Origin of the sequence: Paraburkholderia sp. BL17N1 (assembly GCF_003634175.1) — a bacterium.
In the GTDB taxonomy this organism is placed as follows: domain Bacteria; phylum Pseudomonadota; class Gammaproteobacteria; order Burkholderiales; family Burkholderiaceae; genus Paraburkholderia.
This window is the reverse complement of sequence record NZ_RBIW01000001.1, coordinates 3,755,814-3,779,443: the sequence shown is the minus strand read 5'-3', so window position 1 is coordinate 3,779,443 and position 23,630 is coordinate 3,755,814. Positions and strand designations below refer to the sequence as shown.

Below are 23,630 nucleotides of genomic sequence, written 5' to 3'. Positions count from 1 at the left end.
TCCCTTCAGTGTCCCTTCAGCAAAACATAAGCAAGCCATAAGGAAGCGTTAAGCTACCGGGCGGGACAATGCCGGAGCCAATAAGGGAGAGGAGAGGCCATGCGTCTGCTACTGGTCGAAGACGACGACATGATTGCGGAAACGGTTCTGGGCGCGATGCGCCGCTCCGGATACGCGATCGACTGGGCCGAAGACGGCCGCGCGGCGGAGCTGTCGCTCGGCAACGGCGTGTATGACCTCGTGCTGCTCGATCTCGGCCTGCCGAAGAAGGACGGCATCGACGTCCTCAACGCTTATCGCAAGAACGGCGGCGCCGCACCGGTCATCATCCTGACGGCACGCGACGCCGTCGACGAACGGATTCGCGGCCTCGACGCCGGCGCCGACGACTATCTGATCAAGCCATTCGATCTCGACGAACTGGCCGCGCGCGTGCGCGCACTGCTCAGGCGGCGCACCGGCCAGAAGCAGCCAGTCTACGCGCACGGCGAGATAACGCTCGACCCCGCGGCGCACGAGGTCAGCAAGTCCGGCGAGCCAGTACCGCTCGTACCGCGCGAATTCGCATTGCTGCAAGCGCTGATCGAAGAGCCGACGCGCGTGTTCACCAAGACCGAGCTCGAAGAAAAACTGTACGGCTGGGGCGAGGAAGTGGGCAGCAATACCATCGAAGTGCACGTGCACAGTTTGCGGCGCAAGATCGGCGCGGACCAGGTGGTGACCGTGCGCGGCGTGGGCTACCGTCTGAAGAGGTGCTGATGACGTCGATTCGCCGCTGGCTGCTGGGCTGGCTGATCTTCGGTCTGGCGGCCGCCTCGGGCGCGGCCGGCTACGGCATCTTTCATACGGCGCGTGAGGAAGCGAGCGAACTGTTCGACTATGAGTTGCGCACGATCGCGCTGTCGCTGCCGTTGAATCTCGCCGGCACGGGCGACCGCGAACATCGCGACCCCGACCTTGGTGGTCTGTCCGACGACCGGGTCGTCATCGAAATCTGGGACGGCGCGGGCAAGCTGATCTATCACTCGCTGCAGGCGCCGGTGTTCGCGCGCCAGCCGCCGGGCTACGACACGGTGGAGCGCGGCGAGTATCACTGGCGCACGTTCGCCGTGCAGCAGGGGGAACGCTATATTCAGGTGGCGCAGCCCATCTCCGTGCGCGAGGACCTCGCGATGCGCCTCGCGCTGCATACGCTCTGGCCGCTCGGCGTGCTGGTGCCGGTGACGATCGTGCTGGTACTGCTGGTGGTGGCGCGCGGGCTGGCGCCGATTGGCGGGCTGTCGCGCGCATTGTCCACCCGTACGATCGATTCGCTGGAACCGCTGCGCCTGGACAGCAGCATGCCGGTCGAGATCAGGCCGCTGGTCGAAGCGCTCAACGATCTGCTGCAGCGGCTGCACACGGCGTCGCAAGCGCAACGCACCTTCATCGCCGACGCCGCGCACGAGTTGCGCTCGCCGCTCGCCGCATTGAAGCTGCAATTGCAGGCCGCGTCGCGCGATGGTTCGTTAAAGGGCGAAGGCCAAACGCTCGAACGCGTCGAGGGGCGCGTCAACCGCATCATTCACCTGGTGCAGCAACTGCTGGCGCTCGCGCGTGAAGACGCGCATCCGGTCACGGCGATGCTGCCGGTCAGCCTGCGGCGCATCGGCGAGCAGGCGGTGGGCGATTTTTCGCTGCTGGCGGAAACCAGGGAGATCGACATCGGCCTGGAGTGCGAAGGCGCGCGCACGGAGGGGGATGCTTATACCGTGCTGGCCGAGCCGCACGGCATGAGCGTGCTGCTGGGCAATCTGATCAACAACGCGATCCGGCATACGCCGCGCGGCGGACGCGTCGACGTGATCCTCAAGCGTGACGGCAGGCGCGTTGGCTTCGAAGTTGCCGATACCGGCTCGGGGATTCCGGAGGCCGAACGCGAACGGGTCTTCGACCGTTTCTATCGCGGCGAAGGGGCGCAAGGCGAAGGCAGCGGCCTTGGGCTCGCAATCGTGTCGCGCATTGCCGCGCGGCATCAGTTGGATCTGTCGCTGCGCAACAACGAAGGCCGGCCCGGCTTGCGGGTGTCCGTGTCCGGTCTGAAGGCGCATGAGGTCGGCGCGCCAGTGGCCCTTAGAATCTGACAGTGTTCGAGTCACACCGCCACGTTCAAGCGCCGCGTTCGTTGCTGGACGAAAGCGCCGGAGGCGGATCGTTCGACGCATCGCCGGACTCGGTGCTCAGCGTCGCGTCCAGTTCCGGCGCGTTCGACACCTGGCGCAACTCGTCAGCGATGATCGACACCAGCGCATCCGCCGCGGCGCTCAACGGGCGTCGTGGATGGCTCACGCACACGATATGCCGCACGATGCGCGGCGCGAGAATCGGATAGGCGCGCAGGCTGCCCCGGCGCACCGCGCGCTGCACGGCGATCCGCGGCAGGATGGTCGCGAAGTGGGTGCTCTCCACCAGCTTCACGATCGTGCTCAACACGTCGATTTCGAAGCGCGGCGCGAGCAGCACGTCTTCATGCTGTGCCGCCGTATCGAGCACGCCACGCAAGCCGTGACGCTTGGTCGGCAGCACCAGTTCCAGTTCCGGCAGTTGCGCGAGTTCAATGGCGTGCGGCAACTCGGGGCCGTGCTCGGCGCTCGTCACCAGCACCATTTCCTCGTCGAGCAAGGGCTGCGCGTCGAGTGAGAAGCGCGCGCGCGGTTTGTTGATCAAGGCCGCGTCGAGCTGGCCGCCCGTTACCCAGTCTATGAAGGTCGCGCTGTAGCCGTCCGCCACGGTTACTTCGACATGCGGATAACGCGCGTGAAAACGCGACAATGCATCGGCCAGCACGCTTTCCGTGACCGACGCGATCAGCCCGATCGACACGTGGCCGGTCACCACCTCGTCGCGCTGCACGAGTTGCTGACGCGCGTGCGCGAGATCGCGCATGATCGGCAGAAACAGCCGGTACATGAGCCGGCCGGCAGCGGTCGGCGCCATGCCGTGCGCGTTGCGCTCGAAGAGCTGCTGGTGCAGTTCGTCCTCGAGTTTGGCGATCTGCATGCTGAGCGCGGGCTGCACGATGTTCAGGCGTTTCGCCGCCCGCGTGACCGAACCGTCCTCGAAGAGCGCGATGAAATACTGGATTTGCCTGAGGTCCATGTTGGTATGAATAAAACATCAGCAAACGTAATGAGAAAGACGCGCCGTATCAGATAAAGACAGGAACCGCGCTCCATGGATGCTCCTGAACCCTGGCTCCAGCTCCGCAGAATGCGCCGCGAGCCGCGCGGTGTCTATTGATATCCTGCCTACAATTGGCTGTCATTGGTGCTAACGCGCATATCATCGGGAATGATTCAACGCATCAATAATCAATATTAGAAGTTATACGCCGATCTCGTTACGCTTCCATCATCAACTGGCAGTCCGGTTCGGACATGAAGCCGGGGCACGGATGGAGACGTAGATGAATACTCGCGAAGCCGCATCGCACGGTACTTTCCAACTGACGTGGGGCCGCCCGTCCGGCGTGCTTACGCTGCGCGACTGGCTGGCGCATCTGGCGCGCACGGGCCGGCTGGCCACGATCGACAGGCCGGTGGCGCTCGAACACGAACTTGCCGCGATTGCCAAGCGCCTCGACGCCACGCAAGCCGCGTTCTTCACGAAACCGGGCGGTCACGACGTGCCGGTGGTCAGCGGTTTCATGTCGCGCCGCGCCTGGATCGCCGAAGCGATGGGTGTGGCCGAGGCCGATCTGCTGAAGCGCTTTCGCGACGCGGCCGATCAGCCGATTCCCTCGAAGGAAATTTCACGCGCCGAAGCGGCCTGCCAGCAGGTCGTGCATACCGGCGGCATCGACCTTCACAAGCTGCTGCCGATTCCCACGCACAGCGAGCACGACAACGGGCCATATATCACCGCGGGTCTCGTGATCGCGCGCAATCCGCGCACCGGCGTGCAGAACGTGTCGATCAACCGCATTCAGGTGCATGGGCCTGATCGCATGGCGATCCTGCTGCTGCCGCGCCACTTGTACGCATTCCAGAAAGCCGCGGAAGAGGCCGGCGATGCGCTCGACGTCGCCATCGCGATCGGCGTCGATCCGCTGACGATGCTCGCCTCGCAAGCCATTTCCCCAATCGATTCAGACGAACTGGAAATCGCCGGCGCGCTGCACGGCGCGCCGCTGCCGGTCGTCAAATGCGTGAGCAACGGCGTCAATGTACCGGCCTTCGCCGAGATCGTGATCGAAGGGCGCATTCTGCCCAACGTGCGCGAACTGGAAGGTCCGTTCGGCGAATTCCCGAAGTACTACAGCGCACAGGAAGCGCGTGAAGTGATCGAAGTCACCGCGCTCACGCATCGCGAGAAGCCGATCTTTCATACGATCGTGCCGGCGGAAATGGAGCATCTGCTGCTCGGCGCGATTCCGCGCGAGGCGACGCTGCTCGCCCATCTGCAACGTAGTCATCCTAACGTGAAGGACGTGCATCTCTCCGTGGGCGGCGTGTGCCGCTATCACCTGTGGGTGCAGTTCGATAAGAAGCGCGAAGGCGAAGCGAAGAACGTGATTCTGTGCGCGTTCGGCGCGCACTACGACATCAAGCAGGTGGTCGTGGTCGACACCGATGTGGACGTGCACGATCCGGCCGAAATCGAATGGGCCATCGCCACGCGCTTCCAGGCTGATCGCGATCTGGTCGTGATCGAAGGCGCGCAAGGTTCGCCGCTCGATCCGTCCACCACCGTCGGTCAGCCGGAAGACGCGCCGCCGCATCTGCAAGGCGTGAGCGCGAAGATGGGACTCGACGCCACGCGGCCGGTGGTGTATGCGTCGCACGTGTTCACGCGGGTGCGCATTCCGGGCCAGGACACGGTAAATCTGGACGAACTCGTCGCCGCCGACAACGCCGCGTTCGACAGCTATCTGGATGGCGCGCATGACTGAGCTCGCACATAAGCCGCAGCGCATCGTCGTCGGCATTTCCGGCGCGAGCGGCGCGTCGATCGGCGTGCGTCTGCTTGCGGCGCTGCGCCGCCTCGGCACGCACGAAACGCACCTGATCGTGTCGGCCTCCGGCGCGGTCACGGCGGCGCAGGAACTCGGCATGACGCGCGGCGATCTGGACAGTCTCGCCGACGTGGTCTACAACGTGCGCGACATCGGCGCGGCGGTGGCAAGCGGTTCGTTCATCACGGCAGGCATGGTGATAGCGCCTTGCTCGATGAAGACGCTCGCGGGCGTGGCCAACGGTTTCGCCGACAACCTGCTCACGCGCGCCGCCGATGTGATGCTCAAGGAGCGTCGCCGGCTCGTGCTGGTCGCGCGCGAAACGCCGCTCAATCTCGCGCATCTGCGCAACATGACTTCCGTGACGGAGATGGGTGGGATCGTGATGCCGCCGGTGCCCGCTTTCTACGCGCATCCCAAGTCTATCGAGGACGTGGTCGATCACACGGTGGGGCGCATTCTCGATCTGTTCGGTATCGAGCATCGCGAGATTGCGCAGCGCTGGAGCGGGCTCGCCGACGAATTCACGGAGCGCCGCTCGGGAGTGGACGAATGAATCAGCGCGACTTGCTTCACGCAGGCGACACCGCGACGCGTGAATGCGAACCAGAACTGGATAAACGCCCGCGACGTCATCTCGGCCGCCCGATGGAGCGTCTGGAAGATCCCGCGATTCTCACGGGTCGCGGCCGTTACGGCGACGACATCGGCATTCGTCCGGGCACGTTGCACGCCGCGATCCTGCGCTCGCCGCACGCGCATGCAGAGTTGGTGTCGATCGACACCGATGCCGCGTCGAAGCTGCCTGGAGTGCACGCGATCCTGACACGCGACGACCTGCGCGCCTGGTCGCGGCCTTTCGTGGTCGGCGTGAAATCGCCGATGGAACAGTGGGCGCTGGCAATGGACCGCGTGCGCTATGTCGGCGAACCGGTGGCGGTGGTGCTCGCGCAATCGCGCGCCATCGCCGAAGACGGGCTCGATCTGCTCAAGGTCGAATACGCCACGCTCGACCCGGTCACCTCGATCGAGCAGGCGGCGAGCGATGCATCGCCGGTGTTGCACGAGAAAGTGGGCAGCAACGTGATCAGCGACCGGCATTTCCGCTACGGCGAGCCGGAAGCCGCGTTCGACAAGGCGCCGCATCGCGTGAAACTGGTGGCGCATTATCCGCGCAATACCTGTGCGCCGATCGAATGCGGTGTGGTGATCGCCGAATACCTGGCCGGCGACGAAGGCTACGACGTCACGTCCAATTTCATGGGGCCGTTCTCGCTGCACGCGGTGATGGCGATGGCGCTGAACGTGCCCGCCAACCGTTTGCGTCACAAGGCGCCGCGCGATTCGGGCGGCAGCTTCGGCGTGAAGCAGGCGGTGTTTCCGTACGTGGTGCTGATGTGCCTCGCTTCGCGCAAGGCGGGCGCGCCGGTGAAATGGGTCGAGGACCGGCTCGAGCATCTGAGTGCGGCGACCTCCGCGACCGCGCGCCTCTCGACGCTCGAAGCCGCCGTGGAAAGCGACGGCCGCATCACGGCGCTCTCCTACGATCAACTCGAAGATTGCGGCGGCTATCTGCGCGCGCCGGAACCGGCCACGTTCTATCGCATGCACGGCTGCCTGACTGGCGCGTACGCAATCGACAATCTGCTCGTGCGCAACCGCGTCGTGCTGACCAACAAGACACCGACGGGTCTGGTGCGTGGCTTCGGCGGTCCGCAGGTGTACTTCGCGCTCGAACGGCTGATGCAGCGCATCGCGCTCGAACTGAACCTCGATGTGCTCGACGTGTACCGCCGCAATTTCGTCGCCGCCGATGCGTTCCCGTATCGCGCCGCGGCGGGTGCGCTGCTCGACTCGGGCAACTATCCGGAAGCGCTGCGCCGCGCGCTGAGCGAAGGCGGGTATGACGAGCTGCTTGCACGTCGCACGGCGGCACGCAAGGAAGGGCGGCTGTACGGGATCGGCTTCGCGGCGATCGTCGAGCCGTCGGTGTCGAACATGGGCTACATCACGACCGTGATGCCCGCCGAGGCGCGCAAGAAAGCCGGGCCGAAGAGCGGCGCGATCGCGAGCGCGACCGTGAGCGTCGATCTGCTCGGCGGCGTGGTGGTCACGATTGCATCGACGCCCGCGGGCCAGGGGCATATGACGGTGTGCGCGCAAGTGGTCGCGGACGTGCTCGGCGTGTCGCCGGATGACGTCATTGTCAATGTCGAATTCGATACGCACAAGGACGCGTGGTCGGTGGCGGCGGGTAATTATTCCAGCCGCTTCGCCGGCGCGGTGGCGGGCACGGTGCATCTCGCGGCCGTGCGCGTGCGCGACAAGATCGCGCGCATCGTGTCGAAGCAGATGGGCTGCGCGCCGGACGATATCCGTTTCGAAGAAGGCAGGATTTTTGCAAAGGGTGCCGAGGATCGCGCGCAGCCGTTCGGCCGCGTCGCCGCCAATGCGCCGCATTGGGCGCCCGCGCTGTTGCCCGAAGGCGAAGAGCCCGGCTTGCGCGAGACGGTGTTCTGGAATCCGCCGAACATGGCCGCGCCGGATGAGAACGATCGCGTCAACACATCGGCCGCCTACGGTTTTGCTTTCGACATGTGCGGCGTCGAAGTGGATCACGCCACCGGCCGCGTGCGGATCGACCGCTACGTCACCGCGCACGACGCCGGCACGCTGCTGAACCCTGCGCTCGCCGACGGCCAGATTCGCGGCGCGTTCGCGCAAGGACTCGGCGCTGCGTTGATGGAGGAATTCCGCTACGGCGCGGACGGCAGCTTCCAGTCCGGCACGCTCGCCGACTATCTGATGCCGACCACCTGCGAAGTGCCCGATCCGGTGATCGTGCATCTGGAAACACCGTCGCCGTTCACGCCGCTCGGCGCGAAAGGACTCGGCGAGGGCAACAACATGAGTACGCCGCCGTGCATCGCGAATGCGGTGGCGGACGCGCTCGGCGTCGACGATATCCGTTTGCCGCTGACGCCTTCGAAGGTCATGGCGCTGATCGGCATCGACGATCCGGAGCCGTCGCGACCCGAGTTGCGTGAAGCGCCCGCCGCCAAACCGGCGACGCCGGGTGGCGGCAAGGCGCTCACCGCGCAGGGCAGCGTCGATTTGCCGGCGTCGCCGGAAGCGATTTTTGCCGTGCTGCTCGATCCGAACGCGCTCGCGAAAGTGATACCCGGCTGCCACGCGCTCGAAGCCGAAGGCACGAACCAGTATCGCGCCGACGTGACGGTTGGCGTCGGCATGATCAAGGCGCGTTTCGAAGCGAAGATCGGCTTGTCCGAAATCGACGCGCCGCGTCGGCTGCGTCTGGCGGGCGCGGGCATATCGTCGCTCGGCAGCGCGCGTGGCAGCGGCCTCGTCGAACTGACGCCGATCGAAAACGGCACGCGTCTTTCCTACGACTACGAAGCGCAGGTATCGGGCAAGGTCGCGGCAGTGGGCGGACGCATGCTCGAAGGCGCGGCCAAGGTCGTGTTGCGCCAACTGTTCGAATCGCTCGGCCGTCAGGCGGCGGGCAAACCAGTTCACACCGGCGGCTCATGGCTTTCGCGCCTGCTGGGCCGTTTCAGGAGACAGCCATGAAGCCCGCGCCGTTCGATTATCTGCGGGCCATGACGACGCAGCATGCGCTCGACGCCCTCGCGCAACACGGCGAGGACGCCCGCGTGCTGGCCGGCGGCCAGTCGCTGATGGCGGTTCTGAACATGCGCCTCGCGCAGCCGCGCATGTTGATCGATATCTCGCGCACCGACGAGCTGAACTCGGTGCGTGTCGATCACAAGGCCGGCTTGCTGGCGGTGGGCGCGGCGGCGACGCAAGGCAGCGTCGAGTGGCGCGAATCGCTGCGCGACGAAGTGCCGTTACTGGCGATGGCGTTCCCGCATATCTCGCACTTTCAGATCCGCAATCGCGGCACGGTGTGCGGCTCGATAGCGCATGCCGACCCGAGCGCGGAATTGCCGCTGGTGCTCGCCGCGCTCGGCGGCGACGTGATGCTGCGCTCGAAAAAGAAACACCGCGTGGTGCCTGCCGGCGAGTTTTTCCAAGGCATGTTGATGACTGCGCGCGAGCCGGACGAACTGGTCGAAGCCGTGCGCTTCCCGTTGAAGCGGCCGGGCGAGCGCTATGGCTTCACGGAGTTCTCCGCGCGCCACGGCGACTTCGCGATGGCCGCGTGCGCGGCTGTCGTGACGAGCGATTCGATCCGCCTCGCGGTGGGTGGCGTCGCGGACCGGCCGGTGGTCGAGCAATGGCCGCGTCTGCGTGACGAGGATCTGCGCAGCGCACTGAACGATTTGAGCTGGAAACTAGGCGCACAGGACGACGCGCATATCAGCGCGGCGTATCGCCGGCATCTGGTCCGGCAACTGGGATGGCGCGTGATCGAGGAGGCGAAGTGAGCAACACATCGAACGGCAACGTCGTGCACATAGTGCGGCAGGGCGAACGGCAATGCGTCACGCTGACGCTCAACGGCCGTGAACGCAGCGGCTATTGCGAGCCGCGCGAACTGCTGTCGGATTTCATCCGTCATGAACTGGGCGCGACCGGCACGCACGTCGGCTGCGAGCATGGCGTGTGCGGCGCGTGCACGGTGCACGTGGACGGCGTGGCGGGACGCTCGTGCCTGATGCTGGCGGTGCAGGCCGATGGCCGCCGCATCGACACGGTGGAGGGACTCGCGCCCGACCTGAAGCTCGGCGATCTGCAGCAGGCGTTCCAGCGTCATCACGCGTTGCAGTGCGGTTTCTGTACGGCCGGGATACTGATGTCGTGCGCGGACTATCTGCAGCGCGTGCCCGATCCGAGCGAAGCCCAGGTGCGCGACATGCTCTCGGGCCATCTGTGCCGCTGTACGGGCTATACGCCGATCGTCGCCGCGGTGCTCGACGTGGCGGCACGGCGCCGGCAAGGCAAGGCGGCTAGTGAAACCGTGGAGGCCGCTCATGCTTGACCTCGGCCGAACTTTTTTGCAGAGCGTGGAACGCAGCCCCAATGCGCTCGCTCTCGTCGACGGTGAACTGGCGCTGACGTACGCGCAGTGGCATCCCCTCATCGTGAAGGTGGCCGAAGGTCTGCGCGGTCTGGGTCTCGGGCATGGCGACCGCTTGCTGGTGGTACTGCAAAACCGCTGGGAAATGGCGACCCTGCATTGGGCCTGCCAGTTCGCGGGCGTGGTGATCGTGCCGCTGAACTGGCGCGCGAAACCCGATGAACTCGAATACTGCGTAACCGATGCCGGTGTGAAGGCCATCGTGTACGAACCGGTCTGCGCCGATGCCGTGGCGCAAAGTCCCGCCGCGCAGCGCTTGCCGCGTATCGGTCTCGACGACGTGCAAGGCTGCACCGCGAGCTTCGACACACTGCTGGCGCAGGCCGCGCCGGACACGTCGAACGACGCGCAAGCGCGCGCGGATGCCAACGACTACTCGCTGATCCTCTACACCTCGGGCACCACCGGCAAGGCCAAAGGCGTGCCGCGCCGTCATCGCCATGAACGCGCCGCGGCGCTCGCGCATGTCGCGCAGAACCAGTACGGCCACGGCGAACGCACGCTCGGCGTGATGCCGCTTTATCACACCATGGGCGTGCGCTCGCTGCTCTCGATGGCGCTGGTGGATGGCCTGTTCGTCTGTGTGCGCCGCTGGAATGCGCGCTTCGCGCTCGCTGCGATCGTGCAACACAAGCTCACCTGCCTCTATCTGGTGCCGACGCTGTACCACGATCTGCTGGCCGATCCGGCTTTCGCGTCGACGGATACATCGACAGTGAGCAAGCTCGGTTTCGCCGGCGCGCCGATGAACGACGGTCTGCTCAAGCGCCTCTCAGCGGCGTTCGAACCGGACCTGTTCGTCAATCACTACGGCTCGTCCGAGGTCTACACCTTCAGCATCGATCAGGACGCCACGCGCAAGCCAGGCAGTGCGGGGCGCGCGGGCATCAACACGCGCTTGCGCGTCGTCAGGCTCGACGCCCTCACGCCCGAAGACCTGGCGCAAGCGGGCGAGGAAGGCCAGATCATCGCCGACCTGCTCGGCGACGAAGCCTTCGAAGGCTACTGGAATCGTCCCGATGCGAACGCCAAATCGTTGCGTGAGGGCTGGTACTTCACGGGCGACACGGGTTTCTTCGACGCCGACGGCGACCTGTACGTCTCCGGCCGCGTCGACGACATGATCATCAGCGGTGGCGAGAACATCTCGCCGGTCGATATCGAGTCGGTGCTGTCGCTGCATCCCGCGGTCGACGAGGTCGCGGTGGCCGGCGTGAAAGACGAACGCTGGGGACAGCGTGTGGTCGCCTTCGTGAAACGCCGCGAGTACGTCGACGCCGACGCGCTCGACGCGCACTGCCGCACCTCCGACCTCGTCAACTTCAAGCGTCCGCGCGAATACGTATTCGTGGACGACATACCGAAGTCGCCGGTCGGCAAGATTCTGCGCCGCAAGCTGTCCGCGGGCGAGTACGAGCCCGACACCCGCGGCGAAGCTATTGCATCTCACACGCAAACTACCAAGGAGTGAACCCATGACCGAATTGACTCACCGCGGCCAGAGCCTGCTGCAGGATCTCGACGGCTTTTCCATCGAGATCGACGCAGCGCGCGAGCGTGCCGACATTGTCCTGCACCGGCCGCCGTTCAACGTGATTTCGATGCATGCGCGCGATCAGTTGCGCGCCGCCTTCGAGGCGCTCGACGACGACCCGCGTGTGCGCGTGATCGTGGTGCGCGCCAAAGGAGAACACTTTTCGAGTGGCGGTGACATCAAGGGCTTTCTGGAAGCATCGCCGGAAACCGTGTCGAAGCTCGCGTGGAATATCGCGGCGCCGGCGCGTTGTTCGAAGCCGGTGATCGCGGCCAATCGCGGCTTCTGTTTCGGCGTGGGTTTCGAACTGTCGCTCGCGTGCGATTTCCGCATTGCCACCGACACCAGTTTCTACGCGCTGCCGGAACAGAAACTCGGGCAGATTCCGGGCTCGGGCGGCTCGGCGCGGTTGCAGCAGATGGTCGGCATCGGCCGCACCAAGGACATCGTGATGCGCTCGCGCCGCATTCCGGGCAAGCAGGCTTACGAGTGGGGCATCGCAGTCGAATGCGTGGCCGACTCGGAACTCGAGGCGACGACCGACGCGCTGGTGGATGAACTGCGCGCGTTCTCACCGCTCGCGCAACGGACCGCGAAGAAGCTGCTCAACGATACCGAGGACGCACCGCTGTCGATCGCGATCGAACTCGAAGGTCACTGCTATAGCCGGTTGCGCGCCTCGGACGATTTCCGCGAAGGCGTCGAGGCGTTTCACGGTAAGCGCAAGCCGGTGTTTCGCGGCAGTTAAGGCGAACGCTGGGCAAAGGGAAATCGGAAGATGCTTTGCATGGGACCGGAGTAAGCGCTGAAGCGCTAACTCCGGTCGACAGCTTTGCATGGGACCGGAATAAGCGCTAAAGCGCTAACTCCGGTCGACAAAGGAGACAGGTGGATGGAACGCTTCGATTACGTGATCGTCGGCGGCGGATCGGCAGGGTGCGTGCTCGCGCATCGTCTGTCGGCAGTCGCGTCGCTGCGCGTCGCGCTGATCGAAGCCGGCGCGGATACGCCGCCCGGCAAGGTGCCTGCGGCGATTCTCGACAGCTATCCGATGCCGGTTTTCTGCGGCGATAAATACATCTGGCCGGAACTGAAGGCAAGCGCCACACGCACCGCCGCGCCTCGGGTCTACGAGCAGGGCCGGGTGATGGGCGGCGGGTCGAGCATCAACGTGCAGTCGGCCAATCGCGGCCTGCCGCGCGACTACGACGACTGGGCCGCCAACGGTGCGAGTGGCTGGGCATGGCAGGACGTACTGCCGTATTTCCGCAAACTCGAACGCGATGTAGATTTTCCGGCCGGTGAGTTGCACGGCAGAGATGGTCCGGTGCCGATCCGCCGCATTCTGCCGGCGTACTGGCCGGCGTTCTGCGATGCCTTCGCCGACGGCATGCGGAAAAATGGTTTCGCGGCCTTGCAGGATCAGAACGCCGAGTTCGGCGACGGTTATTTTCCCGGCGCGTTTTCGAATCTCGACGACCGGCGCGTATCGACCGCAACGGCCTATCTGGACGAAGCGACGCGTCAGCGCCGCAATCTGCGCATCTATGCGGACTTGCGCGTCGAGTCGATCCTCATGGAAGGGCGTGTGGCGCGCGGCGTGGTCGCGGTAGAGCGCAGCGGCGCGCGCATCCGTTTCGACGCCAACGAAGTCATAGTGAGCGCGGGCGCGTTGCAATCCCCCGCGTTGCTGATGCGCGCCGGCATCGGCGCGAAGGCGGAACTGGACGCGCTCGGCATCGAGTGCAGAGTCGATCTGCCGGGCGTGGGACGCAATCTCCAGGATCATCCGTCGCTCACGTTCTGTCATTTTCTCGAGCGGCGTTTTCGCATGCCGCTCTCGCGCCGCCGCGCGAGCATGACGGCCGCGCGTTTTACCTCGGGCATAGCGGGCTGCGACGAGTCCGATCTGTATCTGTCGAGTGCGACGCGCGCCGCCTGGCATGCGCTCGGCAACCGGCTCGGCTTGTTTTTCCTCTGGTGCAACCGGCCTTATTCGCGCGGCCGCGTGCAACTCGTGTCCGCCGATCCAGCGGTGGCGCCGCGCGTCGATCTGAATCTGCTCGATGATCCGCGCGATCTCGCGCGCCTCGTCCACGGCGTGCGGATACTCGCGAAGATCGTCGAGGCGTCGGGTCTCGGCGACAACCCGCGCGACTTTTTCCCGGCCGCGTTTTCACCGCGTGTGAAAGCGCTGAGCCGCGTCGGCAAGGGCAATGCGGCGCTAACCTCGCTGCTCGGCATGCTGCTCGATACGCCCGCGCCGTTGCGGCGTCTGCTGATCGAGCGTTTCTTCACGCGAGGCCAGCGCATGTCCGCGCTGCTGGCCGAGCCGGGCGCGCTCGAAGACTTTGTCCGCGCGAATGTGTTCGGCGTCTGGCACGCGAGCGGTACTTGCCGGATGGGCGACGCGCACGACGCCACGGCGGTAACCGACACTTCCGGCCGTGTGCACGGCGCGCACGGCCTGCGGGTCGTCGACGCCTCGCTGATGCCGCGCCTGCCCGCGGCGAATACGAATATCCCGACCATCATGATGGCCGAAAAGATTGCCGACGCGATGCTCGCGCGGCGCGAGGCCAATGCTGGATCGAAGACGGCGCCGCTCACCGCGGCCTCGCCATAAGGTTTCTTAACACCACCAAGAGCACGCGCAAGAGAACGTGCCTACAAACGGGGACGATCGAGAGACGGCCCCGCTGATAGTCAAGGAGATGACGATGTCTGTAGCAGCGCAAAATGGCGCCGCCTTGCCCGCGGTAGACCAGCGGCAAGTGATGGGTGCGGTAATGGCCTCGTGCCTCGGCTGGGCACTGGATCTGTTCGATCTGTTCGTATTGCTATTCGTCGCGCCGGTGGTCGGGCGGCTGTTCTTTCCGTCCGAGCATGCGATGCTCTCGCTCGCTGCGGTGTATGCGTCGTTTGCCGTGACATTGCTGATGCGCCCGCTGGGTTCGGCATGGTTCGGCTCCTACGCGGACCGCCACGGACGCAAGGGCGCGATGATCATCGCGGTGGTCGGCGTGGGGCTTTCCACGGCCGCGTTCGGCCTGCTGCCGACCGTCGCGCAGGTGGGTCTCGTCGCGCCGATCCTGTTCCTCATGCTGCGCCTCGTGCAGGGCGTGTTCGTGGGCGGCGTGGTGGCATCGACGCATACCATCGGCACCGAATCGGTCGCGCCGAAATATCGCGGCGCGGTGTCGGGGCTGATCGGCGGCGGCGGAGCGGGGCTCGGCGCGTTGCTCGCCTCGCTCACGTATCTGGCGATGTCGGCGCTATTCCCCGGCGCGGCGTTCGAGGTGTGGGGCTGGCGCTGCATGTTTTTCACCGGCATCATCAGTTCGGTGCTCGGACTGTTCGTCTTCAGCAGTCTCGAAGAGTCGCCGCTGTGGAAAAAGCTCGCCGCCGAAAAGGCCGCCAAGGCCGCGGCACAGAAGCACGACACGCCGGTCGAAATCGCGCGCTCGCCCGTGCGCACGCTGTTTTCCCGCGACTATCGGTCGATTCTGTTCGTCAACCTGTTGCTGACTATCGGCGGCGGCAGCGGCTATTACCTGACCTCGGGCTATCTGCCCACCTTCCTCAAGGTGGTCAGCCACGCGCCGAACGGCGCCGCGGCGGCGATCCTGCTGATCTGCAGCGTGGCGGTGGTGATCGCGTCGGTGGCGGCGGGGCATCTGAGCACTTTCATTGGCCGCAAGTCCACTTTCATCTGGCTCGGCCTGATCCGGCTCTTCGCGTTGCCCGCACTGTTCCTGCTGCTGCCCACGGCGCAAAGCGTCACCATGATCGGCGTGTACGCGGTGATTCTCAGCGCGCTCGGCAGCGCGGGCTATGCGCCGATCCTGATCTTCCTGAACGAACGGTTCCCGACCGCGATTCGCGCGACCGGCACCGGGCTCTCATGGAACATCGGCTTTGCCATTGGCGGCATGATGCCGACCGCCGTCTCGCTGGTGGCGAAAGACGCGAGCGAGTTGCCGATGACGCTGGCGATCTTCGTCGGCGCGATCAGCGTGATTTTCCTGATCGGCGCGTTCGTCGTGCCGGAAACGCGCGGGCGGCTCGAACAGGCCGCGGCGCGCGAACCGGTTTAGCTCGGAGACGGGTCGACGGGTGCGCCCGTCGTCACGCGCCGGATCTCTTCGCCGATGATCTCGATCAGCGCGTGCGCCGCGGGCCCGATCGGCCGCTTCGGATGGCTCACGCGGATGATGTGCCGCACGATTGGCGGCGACGTGATGGTGCGCGCGCACAGCACCCCCTCGTCGACCTTGCGCTGAACCACCACGCGCGGCAGGATTGTCGCGACGCTGCTCTGTTCGACGAACTGCACGATGGTGTTCAGCAGGTCGATCTCGAACTTCGGCTTGATGACCACGTCTTCGGCCAGCAGCGCCGCGTCCAGTACGCCGCGCAGGCCGTTGCGGCGGGTCGGCAGCACCAGCTCGATGCCGGCCAGTTGCGCGAGATCGACGTCCGGCGGCAACTCGGGGCCGAGCGCGGCGCTCGTCACCAGCACCATTTCCTCGTCGACCAGCGGCACCACGTCGAGCGTGAGACGCCCGCGCGGCTTGTTGATGATGGCTGCATCCAGCCGGCCCGCTTCGACCGCGTCGATCAACTGCGCGCTGAACCCGTCGGCGACCGACACTTCCACTTGCGGGAACATCGCGTTGAACCTGGCGAGCGACTCCGGCAGCACGCTTTCCGCCTCGGACGACACCATGCCGAGCGACACTCGCCCCGTCACGATTGCGTCCTGGCGGCTCAACTGGTCGCGCGCCCGCTCGATGTCCCGCATGATTGGTGTGTACAGGCGGTACATCTGGCGCGCCGCGTCGGTCGGCGTCATGCCGTGCGGGCCGCGTTCGAAGAGTTTCTGGCGCAATTCGGTTTCGAGCTTCGAAATCTGCATGCTGAGCGCGGGCTGGACGATATTGAGCCGCTTCGCCGCGCGCGTGACGGAGCCGTCTTCGAACAGCGTGATGAAATACTGGATTTGCTTGAGGTCCATGAAACGCGGGAGCGGGTCGGAAACCGATGTAAAAACGCGAGGAAACGGGGCGGGAAGGACCGGAAGCTCCGAGTTTAACCGTGCCGCGCCGCGCCTGCTTGCAAGCCCGCGGGGAAGCCCGCGCGGCGCGGCGTGCGCGTCGTCACGAACCTGTTTCCTTACACTGCTACAATCTCGTCTTTCTCGATCGACTGTGCGCTATGGGTTTCGAACAACTCGCTGAACTGAAGAAGCAATTGGCCGCGGCTCGCCGCGAGGCTGCGCCTGCCGCGAAGTCCGGCGCCAGGCCTGCTTCGAAGGACGCATCCAAGCCGGCCAAGGACGCTTCCAAGCCCGCTTCCAAGCCCGCCGCCAAAGACGCCGCCAAGCCGGGCGCGAGGCCTGCCCGCAAGCCGGCGCCGCCGCGCCGTGCCGCGCCCGCAGCCGCGTCCGACGCCAAACCGGCGGTGGAGGCGAAGCCGGTGGACCCGGTGGTGAAATCGATCGGGCGGCTGCAGAAACGCTTCCCCATTGCGTTCCCCAAGAATCCGGCGCCCAAGCTGCCGCTCAAGGTCGGTATTTTCGAAGACCTCGTGGTGCATGCCAAGGAACTGTCGCTGAGCGAAGCCGAATTGCGCGACGCCATCAAGACCTGGTGCCGTGGCAGCCGCTATTGGAAATGTCTCGTGGAAGGCGCGGCGCGCGTCGATCTGACGGGCGCCGAGGCGGGCAAGGTCACGGCGCAGGAAGCCGCCGGTGCGCAGCGTCTGCAGGCGCATCGCGCGGCCAGGGGTGCGGCGAAGGCGGCAGCCGGCGCGGCGAACGCAAACGCGGCCGGCGAGGCAGGCACGGAAGCGGGCGCTCAAGCCGCTGCCGAAACGCCGAATGCGCCAGCCGACACAACCATTGCGCCGGCCGAAGCCGCTGCGGACTCGCAAGCCGCCGAAGCAGGCACGCCGCAGGCCGATTCGACGGCTACGCCGGTCGCCCACGAAGCGGCCGCCGAACCGGCCGACTCGCCGGCCACCCGCGAAGCGTAAAACCCGCCACCCCGCCTAAGGGTGGCTGCCTTGCCGCGACGCAGCCGCCAGCCGGCTGCGCACGAAGCCGACGTGTTCGCGCAGTACATAGAACGCGTCGGCGTAAGCGAGCGGCATGCGCAGCCGATTCAACGAATCCTCGATCTGATCCAGTTCCGCGAAGAGCCGCTTGCGCTCCTCGTCGGTCGAACCGATGAGCGCGCCGCGTTCGATCGCAATCAGCGAACCATAGTAGCGATAGATGCGCGAGCGCACCCGCCAGCGATACAGCGCCGGAATCAGACGCATGGCCGGGAACAGCAGCACGGCCATCGGCAGCAGCAGAACCAGCGTACGGTCGCCGATGCTCGCCAGCCAGAACGGCAGCGTGCGGTACAGAAAGCTCTTGCCGGTCTTGTAGTAGCGCTGCGCGTCCTCGCTGATCTGATATTCACGCGCGACCGGACTCGGAAATTCTCCCGCCCGCTGCAACAGCCCCGGCATGCCGTGCACTTCCTGCGCCGCTTCGATCAGCAGATCGGAAATGGCCGGATGCAGCGTGGTGCGCGCCACAAGTTCGCCGGTCGGGCTGATCAGATGCACCGTTTCCGGCGGAATCCGGCGCTTCAGATCCAGCACGCCGGCGGGCAGGTCGATCTGGTCCAGATAGGGAAAAAGACGCGTATAGGCGCCCGCTTCGTCGAAGTTCATCACCGACACGCCGGGCACCTTGAGCAGGCGCAGCATCAGGCCGCGCGTGGCCGAATCGCCGTTCAGGATCGCCGCGTCGACATTGCCGGCCACCAGTTGGGTGGCGGCCTGCAGGCCGTCGCTCGGCACCAGCGTGGTGTCGCCGCCCGGCTCGATGCCGTTCGCTTCCAGCAGTTTCAGCGCAAGCAGGCGCGTGCCGCTGCCTTCGCGACCCACCGCGATGCGCTTGCCTTCCAGTTCAGAAAGCTGGCTCAAGCCCGTGCCGCGATAGAACACCACCACCGGGATATAGAAAACGCTGCCGAGCGACATGAGCGACGAGGTGTCGAGCCCGTCGGCCACGCCGCCTTGCACGAGCGCGACGTCGACGTGCTGCTTCGGGTCCAGCAGCCGTTGCAGATTCTGCACGGAGCCATCGGACTCCAGCACGTTCAGCTTGATGCCGTTGCGGGCGAGAATTTTCCGGTACTGCTCGGCGGCGATGAAAAACGAGCTGTCGCGCGGGCCGGCGCTCAAGGTGATCGTCTTGGGCGGCGCCGGATCGATCAGCCAGACGACCAGCGTCACTGTCAAAATGATGGCCGCCGCCACGACGGCATAGAGCAGGGTATGGTCGCGCCACTCGGCATGCGGTTCTTCGCCGGGAAACTGCGGGGGACGCGGGCGCTGCGCTTTCATGGACACTCCATGCCGGGAGCCGGGATGATCGCATTGTCCACTGTCCGCGGCGGCTTTACCGTCGGCAGTTTGCTCTATTGACCGTGGCATAATCCGCGACAGCTTCCCCATTGTGTTGCCAGGCGCATCGTGAGTCGTTTCTATCGGAAGATCGGCAGTTGGCTGGGATTGTTCGCGATCCTGATGGCCACGCTCGCGCCGACGATCTCGCACACACTCGCCGCTCGCGCCGATGAAGGCGCCATGTCGGACGAGCATTGCGATATGCCGTCGATGGCGTCCATGGGGTCGATGGACGCCATGCGAAAGGACATGCCGGACGCGTCGTCGGTCGTGTCAGGCATGTCCGATCAGGCCGCCGGCAAAGACACCGGCCACACCGACCACACCGGCCACACCGGCCACACCGCCATGTCCGACGGCGACGCCTGCGGTTATTGCAGCCTGCTCGCCCACATGCCGGCCGTGCCGAGCGTCGAGGCACTGTTCGTCGTTGCCGTCCGCGCTCTGCAGCACACCGTCGCGACCCGCTTCGAAAGCGTGCGCCGCGTCGAGCCGCTTACGTTCGCTCAACCCCGCGCCCCTCCGTTCGCATCCTGATTCGAGTCACCACGGCGCGATGCATCGACTGCATCGCGGCTGCCGCCGCACGTCCCTGTCGACTGTGCGCGCCGGCATTGTCACGACCCATGAAACAGGATGAATCATGCTTATCCACTCAACGCCCCGCGCGCAGCCGCTGCGCTCGGCGGCGCTGCTCGTCACTATTGCCGCCATTGCCGGCGCCTTGCTGTGCGCGCCAACGCTCGCCGGCGCCCACGCCATTGCGGGCAACCGCGTTTTCCCAGCGACGCTGGCCGTCGACGACCCCGGCGTCGGCGACGAAGCCAACCTCCAGTTCGGCCATCAACGCGTGCCTGGCGAGAACGGCGACCAGAGCATCAATACCTTCGACTTCGAGTACGACAAGCTGATCACGTCGCGGCTCGCGGTGTCCGTCGACGGCACGTATGCGATGCAGAACAACCCGCGGGCGAGCGGTTTCGACAACTTCGGCGTCGGCTTGAAGTACCTGCTGTACGTCAACGACGCGCACGAGTTCATGACCTCGATCGGCGTGGATGCCGAACTCGGCGGCACGGGCAGCCGCGCGATCGCGGATAACTTCTCGACCATCTCGCCCACCGTCTACGTCGGCAAGGGCATGGGCGATCTGCCCGAGTCGCTCGCGTATCTGCGGCCGATCGCGATCACGGGCGAAGCGGGGCCGGCGCTGACCACCGGCGCGGGACAGCCGAACGCGTTCAACTACGGGTTCACCGTGCAGTACAGCTTGCCGTATTTGCAGCAGCACGTGCGCGATGTTGGCCTGCCGCAACCGTTCGCCAATCTGATTCCGCTGGTGGAAATTCCATTGTCGCGCAGCCAGGGGCAGACGACCGGCACGGTCAATCCGGGCTTCATCTGGATCAACCGTTATGGACAGTTCGGCGTGGAGGCGCAAATCCCGATCAATCGCGCAAGCGGCTCGCATGTGGGCATTCTGGTGCAGGCGCATATCTTCTTCGACGATGTCGCGCCGACCACGATCGGCAAACCGCTGTTTCAGTGACGCAGGAGAGTAACGATGAATGACACGATGAAACATCCACGTTTGCGTGGCACACGTACCGTGGCGAAACTGGCGTCGTTGTTCGCCGGACTTGCATTGGCAAGCGCGGCTTTCGCGCATGTCTTTCCGCAGAAGCAGGAGCCGGGCGCGGGCGCAACGGTGACGTCACCCGCGCAGGTGCGCGTGATGTTCGACGGCCCGCTCGAAGCCGCGTTCAGTTCGCTGACGGTGACCGACGCGAGCGGCAAGCAGGTCAACACGGAGAAGGCCACGGTCGATGAGCATCAGCGGGCCTTGATCACCGTGCCGTTGCCGGCGCTCGCGGCCGGTCACTACACGGTGCACTGGGTGGCCGTGGCGTCGGACGGACATCGCACCCACGGCGACTATGCGTTCAATGTGAAGTAGCTGAAGCGGTGATGCGCTGCGTCATCCATCGGGCGATGGCGCAGCGTCTGAAAAGGTCTATTATCGAAAAGACGCTTTGAGCGCCAGGCTGTGCAAAGCAGCCGTCTTCGCCTTCGCTCTGAGGAGAAGAACACATGACGGAGTCCGTGAAGGCGTTTCCGACAGCGGCGCCGGGCCACCAGCGCCGGCGGATCGCCTGGCTCTACGCGTCGCTATTGACCTTCAATCTCGCCGCATGGCTTGCGGCCCTCGCGGCGTTTCGCGGCTATCCGCTGCTGATGGGTTCCTGCCTGCTGGCTTATTCGCTCGGCTTGCGGCACGCCGTGGACGCGGACCACATCGCCGCCATCGACAACGTCACGCGCAAGCTCATGCAGTCCGGCCAGCGTCCGCTGAGCGCAGGGCTGATGTTCTCGCTCGGCCATTCCACCATCGTCGTACTGGCGACGCTCGGCATCGCCGTCACCGCGATGGCCCTGCAAACCCGGCTGGGCGGATTCAGGGAAACGGGCGCGATGATCGGCACGCTCGTGTCGACGTTTTTCCTGTTTGCCATCGCGCTGCTGAACCTCATCGTGCTGCGTTCCGTGCTGCGCGCGTTTCGGCGCGTGCGCCGCGGCGAGCCGTATGTCGACGAAGATCTCGACATGCTGCTCGCCAATCGCGGCTTTCTCGCGCGCTTCTTCCGTCCGCTGTTTCGCCTGATCACACGAAGCTGGCATATGTACCCGCTCGGCTTTCTGTTCGGCCTTGGTTTCGATACCGCGACCGAAGTCGGCTTGCTCGGCATTTCCGCGGCGGGCGCCGCGCAAGGCATGTCGATCTGGTCGATCCTCGTGTTCCCGATGCTGTTTACGGCGGGCATGACGCTGATCGATACCACCGACAGCATCCTCATGCTGGGCGCCTACGGCTGGGCCTTCGTGAAGCCGGTCCGCAAGCTCTACTACAACCTCACCATCACGACGATTTCGGTGCTGGTGGCACTGCTGGTCGGCAGCATCGAAGGACTTGGGCTCGCGGCCGACAAGCTGCATTTAAATGGCGGATTCTGGCAGACGGTGGCGCTTCTTAACGATCACGTCGGCATGCTCGGCTATGCGATCGTTTGCGTCTTCGCGGCCGCCTGGTTATTGTCCGCCGCGGTTTATAAGTGGCAGCGAATCGGCGAAATGGAAGTCCGTTCCTGATGACCGCGCATGAAAAATAAGCGTGGCCCGAACCCTTAAGGGCTATCGTCAGAGAATTGCACAGGCGCACGGATGCGGTTATCGCGGCACGCGAAGTTTCACGAAAAGCTATGAAAATTGGGGTATTTCGTATCGCTGAACTATACTCGAACAAGTTTTTCGGGCTCATTGCGATGAGCACCATTCAAACGAAAACATGCAGCAAATCCGATCTTTTTAACCGCTCCCCACGCGGAAATGACCCCTGATCGATTGCTGGACACGTGACTGCCGTGCGGCGCTCGCCACGTATCTTTGCTTGTCCAAAAAGAACGTGAACGTAGTGGAGACACATCATGGCGGAAGCAGACAACGTCCCCTATGGGCGCAAGACTCAGCACGCGCCGGCCCTCAAGGAAGTGCACATCATCTGGATTACCGCGGGCCTCGGCTGCGACGGCGATTCGGTATCCATCACCGCGGCCACCCAACCGAGTATCGAGGACGTGATTCTCGGCGCGATTCCCGGCTTGCCGAAGGTCCATCTCCACAATCCCGTACTGGCGTACGAAAACGGCGACGAGTTTCTCAAGCCGTTTCATCAGGCGGCGCGTGGCGAACTGGATAACTTCGTGCTGGTGATGGAAGGCTCGATTCCCAATGAGCGTATCAATCGCGAGGGCTATTGGGCCGCCCTGGGCACCGACCCTGACACGGGCGACCCGATCACGATTCCGCAATGGCTCGACCGGCTCGCGCCGCGCGCGCTGGCGGTGGTCGGCGCGGGAACCTGCGCGACGTATGGCGGCATTCACGCGATGCAAGGCAACCCCACCGGCTGTATGGGCCTCGCCGATTATCTCGGCTGGGACTGGAAGTCGAAAGCAGGCCTGCCGATCGTCAACGTGCCGGGCTGTCCGGTGCAGCCGGATAACTTCATGGAGACGCTGCTGTATCTGCTGTATCAGCTCGCGGGCCTCGCACCCATGATTCCACTCGACGACGCATTGCGGCCGAAGTGGTTGTTCACGCGCACCGTGCACGACGGGTGCGACCGGGCCGGTTCGTACGAGCAGGCGATCTTCGCGACCGAATACGGCAGCCCGAATTGCATCGTCAAGCTCGGTTGCTGGGGACCGGTCGTGCAATGCAACGTGCCCAAACGCGGCTGGATGGCGGGCATAGGCGGCTGTCCGAACGTGGGCGGCATCTGCATCGGCTGCACGATGCCGGGCTTTCCTGACAAGTTCATGCCGTTCATGGACGAGCCGCCCGGCGCGGTGCTGTCGTCGAATCTGATCAGGAGCTATGGCCCGCTGATCCGCAGCTTGCGCAAACTGACCAGAAACACGCTCAACGATGAGCCGAAATGGCGTCACAACCGTTCGGAACTCACCACCGGTTACCGTCGCTGAGCAGGCGGATTTCGCGCAGTCAGTGTCGTCAGC

At 65.0% G+C, this 23,630-nt stretch carries 20 protein-coding genes; 17 read left to right on the top strand and 3 right to left on the bottom strand.

The window, feature by feature from the left end; all coding sequences use genetic code 11:
* Nucleotides 1-99 precede the first annotated feature (99 nt).
* Both B0G82_RS17065 and B0G82_RS17060 read left to right on the top strand, forming a co-directional pair.
* Complete coding sequence (locus B0G82_RS17065; RefSeq protein WP_106284342.1) at nt 100-759, top strand: response regulator; 660 nt, start codon at nt 100-102, stop codon at nt 757-759.
* Entirely contained in the window at nt 759-2,123 is a 1,365-nt protein-coding gene (locus tag B0G82_RS17060) for an ATP-binding protein (protein WP_121308050.1), read from the top strand. The genes B0G82_RS17065 and B0G82_RS17060 overlap by 1 nt, the downstream gene beginning before the upstream one ends.
* Nucleotides 2,124-2,148: 25 nt before the next feature.
* On the opposite strand, the gene B0G82_RS17055 is transcribed toward B0G82_RS17060, so the two are convergent.
* Nucleotides 2,149-3,138, bottom strand: a complete 990-nt coding sequence (locus B0G82_RS17055; RefSeq protein ID WP_121308049.1) for a LysR family transcriptional regulator — start codon at nt 3,136-3,138, stop codon at nt 2,149-2,151.
* 307 nt (nt 3,139-3,445) lie between these two features.
* On the opposite strand from B0G82_RS17055, the gene B0G82_RS17050 reads away from it, so the two are divergent.
* The 9 genes from B0G82_RS17050 to B0G82_RS17010 all read left to right on the top strand — a co-directional run bounded on the left by B0G82_RS17050 (nt 3,446) and on the right by B0G82_RS17010 (nt 15,686).
* Entirely contained in the window at nt 3,446-4,930 is a 1,485-nt protein-coding gene (locus B0G82_RS17050) for a UbiD family decarboxylase (RefSeq protein ID WP_121308048.1), read from the top strand.
* Nucleotides 4,923-5,549, top strand: coding sequence for a UbiX family flavin prenyltransferase (locus B0G82_RS17045; RefSeq protein WP_121308739.1), 627 nt, complete (start codon nt 4,923-4,925; stop codon nt 5,547-5,549). The genes B0G82_RS17050 and B0G82_RS17045 overlap by 8 nt, the downstream gene beginning before the upstream one ends.
* On the top strand, nt 5,546-8,584 hold the full coding sequence (locus B0G82_RS17040) for a molybdopterin cofactor-binding domain-containing protein (RefSeq protein WP_121308047.1): 3,039 nt from the start codon (nt 5,546-5,548) through the stop codon (nt 8,582-8,584). Before B0G82_RS17045 ends, B0G82_RS17040 begins: the two co-directional genes overlap by 4 nt.
* Nucleotides 8,581-9,402 (top strand): FAD binding domain-containing protein, encoded by an 822-nt coding sequence (locus B0G82_RS17035; protein WP_106284347.1) that lies wholly within the window; start codon nt 8,581-8,583, stop codon nt 9,400-9,402. Before B0G82_RS17040 ends, B0G82_RS17035 begins: the two co-directional genes overlap by 4 nt.
* On the top strand, nt 9,375-9,956 hold the full coding sequence (locus B0G82_RS17030) for a (2Fe-2S)-binding protein (protein ID WP_116141606.1): 582 nt from the start codon (nt 9,375-9,377) through the stop codon (nt 9,954-9,956). The genes B0G82_RS17035 and B0G82_RS17030 overlap by 28 nt, the downstream gene beginning before the upstream one ends.
* Complete coding sequence (locus B0G82_RS17025; protein WP_121308046.1) at nt 9,949-11,526, top strand: AMP-binding protein; 1,578 nt, start codon at nt 9,949-9,951, stop codon at nt 11,524-11,526. Before B0G82_RS17030 ends, B0G82_RS17025 begins: the two co-directional genes overlap by 8 nt.
* Nucleotides 11,527-11,530: 4 nt before the next feature.
* Complete coding sequence (locus B0G82_RS17020) at nt 11,531-12,337, top strand: enoyl-CoA hydratase-related protein (RefSeq protein ID WP_121308045.1); 807 nt, start codon at nt 11,531-11,533, stop codon at nt 12,335-12,337.
* A gap of 144 nt (nt 12,338-12,481) precedes the next feature.
* Nucleotides 12,482-14,215, top strand: a complete 1,734-nt coding sequence (locus B0G82_RS17015) for a GMC family oxidoreductase N-terminal domain-containing protein (RefSeq protein WP_121308044.1) — start codon at nt 12,482-12,484, stop codon at nt 14,213-14,215.
* 94 nt (nt 14,216-14,309) lie between these two features.
* Entirely contained in the window at nt 14,310-15,686 is a 1,377-nt protein-coding gene (locus B0G82_RS17010; RefSeq protein ID WP_121308043.1) for an MFS transporter, read from the top strand.
* Here B0G82_RS17010 and B0G82_RS17005 read toward each other — a convergent pair.
* Nucleotides 15,683-16,606, bottom strand: a complete 924-nt coding sequence (locus B0G82_RS17005) for a LysR family transcriptional regulator (RefSeq protein WP_121308042.1) — start codon at nt 16,604-16,606, stop codon at nt 15,683-15,685. The two genes, B0G82_RS17010 and B0G82_RS17005, sit on opposite strands and share 4 nt — an antisense overlap.
* Nucleotides 16,607-16,806: 200 nt before the next feature.
* Between B0G82_RS17005 and B0G82_RS17000 the strand changes: the two genes are divergently transcribed.
* On the top strand, nt 16,807-17,625 hold the full coding sequence (locus B0G82_RS17000) for a ProQ/FinO family protein (RefSeq protein ID WP_121308041.1): 819 nt from the start codon (nt 16,807-16,809) through the stop codon (nt 17,623-17,625).
* 15 nt (nt 17,626-17,640) lie between these two features.
* On the opposite strand, the gene B0G82_RS16995 is transcribed toward B0G82_RS17000, so the two are convergent.
* Entirely contained in the window at nt 17,641-18,993 is a 1,353-nt protein-coding gene (locus B0G82_RS16995) for a TAXI family TRAP transporter solute-binding subunit (RefSeq protein ID WP_121308040.1), read from the bottom strand.
* A 129-nt stretch (nt 18,994-19,122) separates the two neighbouring features.
* Here B0G82_RS16995 and B0G82_RS16990 point away from each other — a divergent pair, with 129 nt between their 5' ends.
* The 5 genes from B0G82_RS16990 (at nt 19,123) to B0G82_RS16970 (ending at nt 23,597) form a co-directional block, all read left to right on the top strand.
* The gene (locus B0G82_RS16990; protein ID WP_199730099.1) at nt 19,123-19,593 is read left to right on the top strand and encodes a DUF2946 domain-containing protein; all 471 of its coding nucleotides are present in this window, start codon (nt 19,123-19,125) and stop codon (nt 19,591-19,593) included.
* Nucleotides 19,594-19,699: 106 nt separating this feature from the next.
* Nucleotides 19,700-20,605 (top strand): hypothetical protein, encoded by a 906-nt coding sequence (locus B0G82_RS16985; RefSeq protein WP_199730098.1) that lies wholly within the window; start codon nt 19,700-19,702, stop codon nt 20,603-20,605.
* Nucleotides 20,606-20,620: 15 nt separating this feature from the next.
* Entirely contained in the window at nt 20,621-21,013 is a 393-nt protein-coding gene (locus B0G82_RS16980) for a copper resistance protein CopC (protein WP_116141589.1), read from the top strand.
* A gap of 134 nt (nt 21,014-21,147) precedes the next feature.
* Nucleotides 21,148-22,203, top strand: coding sequence for a HoxN/HupN/NixA family nickel/cobalt transporter (locus B0G82_RS16975; RefSeq protein WP_121308038.1), 1,056 nt, complete (start codon nt 21,148-21,150; stop codon nt 22,201-22,203).
* Nucleotides 22,204-22,538: 335 nt separating this feature from the next.
* Nucleotides 22,539-23,597, top strand: a complete 1,059-nt coding sequence (locus tag B0G82_RS16970) for a hydrogenase expression protein HypE (protein WP_116117091.1) — start codon at nt 22,539-22,541, stop codon at nt 23,595-23,597.
* The last annotated feature ends 33 nt before the right edge of the window (nt 23,598-23,630 follow it).

What these genes read in the sequence shown, in the direction of transcription:
- B0G82_RS17065 (WP_106284342.1), top strand. Translation starts at nt 100, where the DNA reads ATGCGTCTGCTACTGGTCGAAGACGACGACATGATTGCGGAAACGGTT.
- B0G82_RS17060 (WP_121308050.1), top strand. Translation starts at nt 759, where the DNA reads ATGACGTCGATTCGCCGCTGGCTGCTGGGCTGGCTGATCTTCGGTCTG.
- B0G82_RS17055 (WP_121308049.1), bottom strand. Translation starts at nt 3,138, where the DNA reads ATGGACCTCAGGCAAATCCAGTATTTCATCGCGCTCTTCGAGGACGGT.
- B0G82_RS17050 (WP_121308048.1), top strand. Translation starts at nt 3,446, where the DNA reads ATGAATACTCGCGAAGCCGCATCGCACGGTACTTTCCAACTGACGTGG.
- B0G82_RS17045 (WP_121308739.1), top strand. Translation starts at nt 4,923, where the DNA reads ATGACTGAGCTCGCACATAAGCCGCAGCGCATCGTCGTCGGCATTTCC.
- B0G82_RS17040 (WP_121308047.1), top strand. Translation starts at nt 5,546, where the DNA reads ATGAATCAGCGCGACTTGCTTCACGCAGGCGACACCGCGACGCGTGAA.
- B0G82_RS17035 (WP_106284347.1), top strand. Translation starts at nt 8,581, where the DNA reads ATGAAGCCCGCGCCGTTCGATTATCTGCGGGCCATGACGACGCAGCAT.
- B0G82_RS17030 (WP_116141606.1), top strand. Translation starts at nt 9,375, where the DNA reads ATGGCGCGTGATCGAGGAGGCGAAGTGAGCAACACATCGAACGGCAAC.
- B0G82_RS17025 (WP_121308046.1), top strand. Translation starts at nt 9,949, where the DNA reads ATGCTTGACCTCGGCCGAACTTTTTTGCAGAGCGTGGAACGCAGCCCC.
- B0G82_RS17020 (WP_121308045.1), top strand. Translation starts at nt 11,531, where the DNA reads ATGACCGAATTGACTCACCGCGGCCAGAGCCTGCTGCAGGATCTCGAC.
- B0G82_RS17015 (WP_121308044.1), top strand. Translation starts at nt 12,482, where the DNA reads ATGGAACGCTTCGATTACGTGATCGTCGGCGGCGGATCGGCAGGGTGC.
- B0G82_RS17010 (WP_121308043.1), top strand. Translation starts at nt 14,310, where the DNA reads ATGTCTGTAGCAGCGCAAAATGGCGCCGCCTTGCCCGCGGTAGACCAG.
- B0G82_RS17005 (WP_121308042.1), bottom strand. Translation starts at nt 16,606, where the DNA reads ATGGACCTCAAGCAAATCCAGTATTTCATCACGCTGTTCGAAGACGGC.
- B0G82_RS17000 (WP_121308041.1), top strand. Translation starts at nt 16,807, where the DNA reads ATGGGTTTCGAACAACTCGCTGAACTGAAGAAGCAATTGGCCGCGGCT.
- B0G82_RS16995 (WP_121308040.1), bottom strand. Translation starts at nt 18,993, where the DNA reads ATGAAAGCGCAGCGCCCGCGTCCCCCGCAGTTTCCCGGCGAAGAACCG.
- B0G82_RS16985 (WP_199730098.1), top strand. Translation starts at nt 19,700, where the DNA reads ATGCTTATCCACTCAACGCCCCGCGCGCAGCCGCTGCGCTCGGCGGCG.
- B0G82_RS16980 (WP_116141589.1), top strand. Translation starts at nt 20,621, where the DNA reads ATGAATGACACGATGAAACATCCACGTTTGCGTGGCACACGTACCGTG.
- B0G82_RS16975 (WP_121308038.1), top strand. Translation starts at nt 21,148, where the DNA reads ATGACGGAGTCCGTGAAGGCGTTTCCGACAGCGGCGCCGGGCCACCAG.
- B0G82_RS16970 (WP_116117091.1), top strand. Translation starts at nt 22,539, where the DNA reads ATGGCGGAAGCAGACAACGTCCCCTATGGGCGCAAGACTCAGCACGCG.